The sequence below is a fragment of the Hominisplanchenecus sp. genome, from assembly GCF_046967715.1.
Lineage (GTDB): Bacteria > Bacillota > Clostridia > Lachnospirales > Lachnospiraceae > Hominisplanchenecus > Hominisplanchenecus faecis.
Map to the genome: position 1 here is coordinate 1 of NZ_JBKVNQ010000088.1, position 7699 is coordinate 7699.

At 41.7% G+C, this 7699-nt stretch carries 4 protein-coding genes; 3 read left to right on the forward strand and 1 reads right to left on the reverse strand.

Annotated features, from left to right (window positions below):
- Positions 1-1185 (forward strand): helix-turn-helix transcriptional regulator (locus ACLTL4_RS10535; RefSeq protein WP_412320511.1); only part of this gene is annotated, 1185 nt, incomplete at its 5' end.
- 107 nt (positions 1186-1292) lie between these two features.
- On the forward strand, positions 1293-4781 hold the full coding sequence (locus ACLTL4_RS10540) for a glycoside hydrolase family 3 C-terminal domain-containing protein (RefSeq protein WP_412320512.1): 3489 nt from the start codon (positions 1293-1295) through the stop codon (positions 4779-4781).
- Positions 4782-4889: 108 nt separating this feature from the next.
- Here the strand turns inward: ACLTL4_RS10540 and ACLTL4_RS10545 are convergent, their stop codons facing one another.
- Positions 4890-6278 carry a sodium-dependent transporter gene (locus tag ACLTL4_RS10545; RefSeq protein WP_412320513.1) on the reverse strand — a complete coding sequence of 463 codons (1389 nt, stop codon included), beginning with the start codon at positions 6276-6278 and terminating at the stop codon, positions 4890-4892.
- 446 nt (positions 6279-6724) lie between these two features.
- On the opposite strand from ACLTL4_RS10545, the gene ACLTL4_RS10550 reads away from it, so the two are divergent.
- Complete coding sequence (locus ACLTL4_RS10550; protein ID WP_412320514.1) at positions 6725-7465, forward strand: helix-turn-helix domain-containing protein; 741 nt, start codon at positions 6725-6727, stop codon at positions 7463-7465.
- Positions 7466-7699 lie beyond the last annotated feature (234 nt).

Here is a 7699-nt window from a genome sequence, read left to right on the forward strand (position 1 = left end):
TGCAGGGAATTGGAAAAATATCTGACAGGTGCGGTCAAAAATTTTCCATATGCAAGTCTGAATAAACTGTCAGATCAAGAAAAGTATATAATGATCCAGTTTGCTTTTGATGAAAATGGTGATGCAGTTTTCAGAGATCAGGAAAAAAAGGAGAAACCGGAAGAGCTGGAGCATTTCGTGCTTGAAAATATTTTGAAAGAGCAGATTTTTGAAAAATATCCAGGAATCCTTTTGCAGCCGGAAAAAGATTTTGTGGCAGTTGTCAATCTTTCAGAACCGGAACATGATGAAAAAGAAATCCGCAGTCTGTTAAAGACGGTAGAACAGTTTTACAGCCGGACGTTTCATATTTCTGCCTGTATCATGATCGGAGAATGTCAGAGTGACTATAAAAAGATGAAAGAAGCGTATCATCTTCTGGAAGAGAGTATGCAGTATCTGGAGTTCTGGAGTACGAGTGCACCTGCCGGAGTCTATGTATATGGTGAGATGATGGATGCGGATGAAGACAGTCATTCCTCGGTTTACATGACAGGCAGCAGAAGACTTCTGAATTGCCTGGAGAGTGAAGATTTTGAAGGAGCATACCGGGAGCTTAACCAGATTTACCAGAGTGCATTTTCCAGAAATCAGAAAGAGCTGAGGATTAATCGCTATCGCATGTATGGTCTGATCGGAACCCTGATCACGACACTTGATATCAGTGGAAATGAAGAAGACAGAGCTTATTATCAGTCACTGAATTATGAAGAGCGTCTGTTTCGTATCCAGTCGATCCATGAGCTGCTGTCAGAAAGCAGGGCAATTTTTGAGGCGATCATTCAGTACAGACAGAATAAATCTGCAGAACGAGAACCGGAGTGGATGGAAGAAATGCAGGAATATATTCAGGGGCATTATCAGGACTGCAATATGAACGTTACCAGTCTGGCACAGGAATTTGGCATCAGTGTACCACACGTAAGCCGCAGCTTTAAAAACTTCCGAGATTATGGCGTACTGGAGTACATTCATAAAGTAAGGCTGGAACATGCAAAGGATATGTTAAAAAATGATGTACGCATCAAAAATATAGCACTTGACGTAGGTTATACCGATGCACAGGCGTTTACAAGAGCCTTTAAACGCTATGAAGGCATTACTCCATCGCAGTATAAAGAGCTGATATCAAAAAATGAAGCGTAAAATCAAAAACTGCTTCTTTAAAAAACATATTGTTTTTCCTATACTGAGAGCACAGACAAAGCACCGGATAAATAAGGTGTTTCCAGAAAAAGGAGGAAAAGCAAAACATGAAAAAAGCAACAAGAAGTATTTTGAGTACGGTTCTTGCTGTCAGTATGGCGGCAACGGCATGCCCGGTATCTTTTGCGGCAACTACTTCCAATGAAGTGACAGCAAGAGAAAAAGCAAATGCAGCACTGGCAAGAGAAGCAGCTGCACAGGGAATGGTTCTTCTGGAAAACAAGAATAATTCTCTTCCGATTAAGACAAAGAAGCTGGCATTGTTCGGAGGCGGAGCTGTACGTACCGTCCGAGGTGGTACCGGTTCCGGTGATCCGTTTAACGGCGGACTTTCCGGTGGCGGTGATGTGAATGTAAACCAGAGTGAGAGATATAATATTAACATTTATAATTCTTTCAAAAAAGCAGGTTACGATATCACGACGGCAAGTATTCTTGAAAAATATGCAGAAGGATACGATGTAGAAAATGCAAAAGCAGCAAGCAATCCGATGGCAACCTTTGCTTATCCGGAACTTACCTTCACGGATGAAGAACTGGCAGCTTCTGCAAAAGATACCAACACTGCTGTTTATGTAATCTCAAGAAATGCCGGTGAAGGTGCCGACCGTGGAATGACCAAAAAGGTTACAGTAAATGAGGTAGAATATGAATTAGGTGACTATGAGTTAAGCGATGTAGAAAAAGAAAATCTGAAAAAGGTAGCCTCTACTTTTGAAAATACCATTGTTGTACTGAATGTAGGCGGTGTCATTGACACGAAATTCTTCGAGGAAACAGAAGGTCTGGATTCTCTGCTTCTGATGGGACAGGGCGGTCAGGAAGGCGGAAATGCACTGCTTGATGTAGTAACCGGAGCTGTCACACCTTCCGGAAAACTGACAGATACCTGGGCAGAAAATTATTCAGACTATCCTGCATCTGCCACGTTCGCAAAAGCAGACGGTGATAGTATGAAGGAATGGTACAAGGAAGGAATTTATGTAGGATACCGTTATTTTGATACCTTTGGCATCAAGCCGGCATATGAATTTGGTTATGGTCTTTCCTATACAAATTTTGATATCAATGTAAAGAATGTATCGGTAAATGAAGATAAGGTGACGGTAAAAGCAGAAGTTACAAACACCGGAAAAACTTACAGTGGAAAAGAAGTAGTACAGGTTTATTTCTCCGCACCAGACTCAAAAGATGCAGAAAAAGAATATCAGCAGCTGGCTGCCTATGGAAAGACCGATGAACTGGCACCGGGTGAAAGTCAGGTACTGACACTGACTTATGATACCGATGAGATGGCTTATTATAGTGAAGAAAAGGCATCTTACATACTTGACCCGGGAACCTACTATGTGCGTGTTGGTGATTCTTCCAGAAATACAAAAGTAGCGGCAGCGATCAAACTGAATCAGAGTGCAGTGACAGAAGTTCTGTCCAATCAGATGGAAGTTCCGGAAAGCGAAAATCTGACCGAGTGGAGCAAGGCAGGAAAAACACCATATACTTATGCGACAGAGCAGCAGGAAATGGCAGAAGCCCCGGTATTTACACTGGATGCATCCAAAGTAAAAACAGAAAATAATGTTTCTGAATATAAAGATGAAAAAGTTACTACTTACACAACAGATCCAGACTATAAGGCAGTTCAGGATTACGAAAAAGTAGAAGTTGTTACAGACAAAAAAGGTGCTACTTTAAAAGATGTTGTGGATAACAAAGTAACCATGGGCGAATTTGTGGCACAGATGAGTCTGGAAGAACTGGCAAAGCTGAACTGTGGAAGCGGCTGGGGAGTAGCAAATGAAAATGCTCCGATCGTTGGCTCCAACTCAGCAACCGTACCGGGAGCAGCAGGAGAAACGCTGACTTATGATCAGTATGGTATTCCGAGTATCGTTTTAGCAGATGGCCCTGGTGGTATCCGTGTAAAACAGAAATACGAGGCAAAAAATGTAGAAACAGGAGAAACAGCAACTTACTATCAGTACTGTACCGCATGGCCGGTAGATTTTGTTCTGGCACAGAGCTGGGATACGGATCTGCTGAAACGTATTGGTGAAGCATTTGGAAAAGAACTGGAAGAGATGAATATTACAATTCTTCTTGGACCGTCCCTGAATATCCACAGAGATCCTCTTTGCGGACGTAACTTTGAGTATTTCTCAGAAGATCCGGTCATTTCCGGTACGATGGCATCTGCAATCACACTTGGTGTGCAGGAAGAGCCGGGTGTAGGGGCATGCCTGAAACATTTCTCAGCAAATAATCAGGAAACAGACCGTTCCGGAACGGATTCCATTGTAAGCGAAAGAGCACTGAGAGAAATCTACCTGAAAGGTTTTGAAATTGCAGTAAAAGAATCCAAACCAATGTCCATCATGACATCCTACAACCAGATCAATGGCGTTCCGGCGGCAGACTCTTATGATATGAATACCAATATTGCACGCGGTGAATGGGGATTTGAAGGTCTGATCATGACCGACTGGAACGGCGGTGTATCTCACCCATCCACATCCATGCATGCAGGAAATGACCTGATCATGCCGGGCGGAGCATCCAAAGCAAACGAAATTATCATAGGTGCAGAAGATGTAAAACCGACCTTTGAAGCAAACGGACAGATTGGTTTGAAAGATGAACTGATGTATATGTTCAGTTATAAATCAGCAGCATGGGGCGATTTTGAAGTTTCAGCGGATGGAACACAGACAGCGGAAGCAAAACTGGGAGATGACTACACAGCAAGTGTAGGTGAGGATGGAAAGATTCTGGTAAACGGACAGGAAATTTACAGAGAGTATCAGGCAAATTTCTGGGCTGGAACAGGAAACTATAAAACACCGGTTACGACAGATGTGGCATCTGTAAGCGAAGATGGAAAAACCATTGTTTATAAAGGTACTTACAAAGAAAACAACAATATTTGCCTTGGTGATGTGCAGAAGAGTGCGATCAACAACCTGAAAGTCATTATGCAGTCAAGAGATATGGCAAGAATTTACGGTACAACAACAAGATCTTACACAGCACTCTGCGGTGATCTGACAAATTATCAGACAGTAAATAAATCAGAGATCACAACAGAACGTACTTTAAAAGAAAATCTGGATCAGGCAAAGAAGGATCTTGAAGAAGCAAAGAAAAATCTGGAAGAACTGCAGAAACAGAATGCAGCAAAAGATGCAGAGATTGCAAAAGCAAAAGCAGAAGTAGAAGCAGCAAAGAAAGATCTTCAGGCAGCAAAAATGGCAGCAAAGAAAGCAGCTGTGAAATCTGTAAAGAGTAAAAAAGCCGGAAAAGCAATCGTTACCGTTAAAAAAGTAGCTGGTGCAGAAGGATATCAGGTGCAGTATTCCCTGAAAAAATCCATGAAGAGTGCGAAAAATGTAAAAATCAAAAAGAACAGCATAACAATCAAAAGACTGAAAAAAGGAAAAACCTATTATGTAAGAGTAAGGGCTTTCAGTAAAGACTCTAATGGCAAACAGATCTGTACTGCATGGAGTACTGCAAAAAAAGTAACCATCAAAAAATAATACAAATCTCTTTTCATCATTCCTATATAAATACGAAATATCCCACAGATTTTTCTGTGGGATATTCTGCATAATTGAAATAAATTATCTGAAGCAGGCAGTATATTCTTATATGATGCCGGTTGAAACAAGAAACAGGATCAGCATCACAACCGGTACAGCATAGCGGATCATAAAACAATATAGTTTTGCACGTCTGAAATGTTCGCCATTTCGTTCTACTTCATCAATGATCAGCTTAGGCCCTACAACCCAGCCGATCAGAATACTGGTCAGCAGTGAGATGAACGGCATCAGGAAGCTGTTGCTTATGTAATCCATGATATCCAGAAGCTGTGCGACGGTTCCGTTTGGAAGTTTTACTTCAAAATAAAGTACATTGTAGCCGAGGCAGATCAGCACTGCGGTAACAAGAGAATAAATTCCGATGACAGCACACATTTTCTGGCGTGACTTATGGAAAATTTCCATGCAGTTTGCGACCAGAGTTTCCATAACCGATACACAGGAAGTCAGGGCAGCAAAGCCCATCATCAGGAAGAAGGCAATGGCAATGATTCTGCCGATCGCACCCATGGATGCGAATACTTTTGGCAGCGAAATAAAGATCAGGCTCGGGCCGGAAGCCATTCCGTCTGTTCCAAGAAATACAAACACAGCCGGTATGATCATCATTCCTGCAAGAAATGCCACGCCGGTATCAAAGATTTCAATCTGATTGATTGATTTATTCAGATCGACATCATCTTTCACATAAGATCCATAAGTAACCATGATTCCCATCGAAACACTCAGGGAGAAAAATAACTGGCTCATCGCATCAAGAAGCACACCCAGAAAACGTTTCACGGTCAGCGAACTGAAATCCGGATATAAATAAACTTTAAGTCCCTGCAGTCCGGTGCGAACCGTTCCATTTGCATCGGTATACGAAAGCGTCAGAGAAAAAATTGCAATGCCAAGGATCAGCAGGATCAGTCCAGGCATAATGAAACGTGAAAATTTTTCGATTCCCTTTTCCACACCACGGTATACAACCCAGGCAGTTAAAGCCAGAAACAGCAGCATGAATACGATCGGCGAAACCTTGGAAGTGATAAAGGATGTAAAATAGCTGTCCTGTGACAGTATAGAACCATCTGAGACAAGATACGTGCAGAAATATTTTGTAATCCATCCGCCGATAACCGAATAGTAAGTCATGATCAATGCCGGAACCAGAAAAGTCAGGTATCCGAGAAATTTCCATTTTGAATTTAAAGTTCCGAAGGCTTTCAATGCATTTTGTTTTGTGTGGCGGCCGATGGCGATGTCAGTGGTCAGCAATACAAATCCAAAAGACAGCACCAGTGCAAGATAAACGATCAGAAACAGACCGCCGCCATCCTTTGCACATAGATAGGGAAAACGCCAGATATTCCCCACACCGACAGCACTGCCGGCAGCGGCGAGGACGAATCCGATCGAACCACTGAAGTTACTCTTTTTTTCTTTCATTTCATTCTTTACCTCGTTTTACTTTTTTGTTTGAACGCAGAGAAGCATTCCCCCGCTTCAAGTGTGCAGAGCACTAAGCGGATTGTGAATGTCCGCTTTACATTCAAGCCGAACGCACGTGAGACTTGCAGCACATGACATATTTTTCCGCACACTTCTGTAATCAGCAGGATGTTTGTGTCAGATTTTTCTGTATTATTTTAAGAAAATATGTCGGCAAAATCAAACACACAGAATTTCTTGTAAAGAAATTTTTAAAGAAAAAGTTTCTTTACATATTACAATTTGAAGTAAAAACAGATATAATAGGGAGAAGTGTATAAAACAGATCCAAAATATATATTTTTACGAAACAATGGTACAGATACAGAAACCGAAATCGGATAAAATTCCATAAGCATATCGGGGGTCTTTTTTAAAAAATCAGGCAATGAAAGGAAAAGGAAATGAGCAGCATAAATACACACGTCGGAAAAATGATCCGAAAATACCGAAAAGCAGCAAATCTGACACTGCAGCAGCTGGCAGATGCAATCCATAAAAGCCGTGCCACGATCTGCAAATACGAAAATGGTGATATCTCAATGGATATTGAAACTTTATATGAAATCAGTCAGGTTTTGCAGGTGTCTGTCCCGCAGCTGACAGACATAGGACGGCTGCAGGAAGAAGCAGATCACTCTTCTGCATACGCAGCCCGGAAAAGTCCGTTTTTCCAGGCAAAGATGTTATATTTTTATTTTTATGACGGCCGCTATAACCGTATGAAAGATGGTGTGATCAATATCCACGAAAAAGAAGAGAATGGCAGTTACCGTGCGACGCTTTCTATCTGTTCCGTATCCGGGAATGGAAGAAGCAGTGAGAGTTATTATAATGGAAGCGTTTTGTACAGTGATATGCTGATCCGATTTTCCTTTGTCAATCAGTACAATCCGCTGGAAGAAGATCTGCTTTATATTTTCAATCCGCTGGAGTTTCGAACACATACCGATGGGCTGCTTTGCGGTATCTCCAGTGCGGATCTGATGCCATGTGCATTCAAATGCCTGGTGGCACTGGAAAAACAGGAATTGAATGAAGAACTGCGGAAGCATCTGCTCTTTACCAAAGCGGAGCTGCAGAGGTGGAAAAAACTGAATATGCTGCTGATTGATAATTATGAGATGGGAAGCAGGCAGGTATGATGCTATAACAGATAGAAGCGGTGTGATGCTGTAACTTTACAAGACAGGGATTGTCTGATAAACTTAAATTTAACAGAAAACCGAAGAAAAACCGGTGAAAATATTTGATAAGGAGAAGAAGGGTTATGAAAAAACAATGGATTGGATTTATCTTAGTCGGAGAAGACTCCCACTTCTATTAAGTGGCGAGCAACAAATTTGTCTTAGTGGGAGTGCAATCTCCGACTAAGATAA

Excerpts from the sequence above, each read along its gene's own strand:
- ACLTL4_RS10540 (WP_412320512.1), top strand. The coding sequence starts at position 1,293 with ATGAAAAAAGCAACAAGAAGTATTTTGAGTACGGTTCTTGCTGTCAGT.
- ACLTL4_RS10545 (WP_412320513.1), bottom strand. The coding sequence starts at position 6,278 with ATGAAAGAAAAAAAGAGTAACTTCAGTGGTTCGATCGGATTCGTCCTC.
- ACLTL4_RS10550 (WP_412320514.1), top strand. The coding sequence starts at position 6,725 with ATGAGCAGCATAAATACACACGTCGGAAAAATGATCCGAAAATACCGA.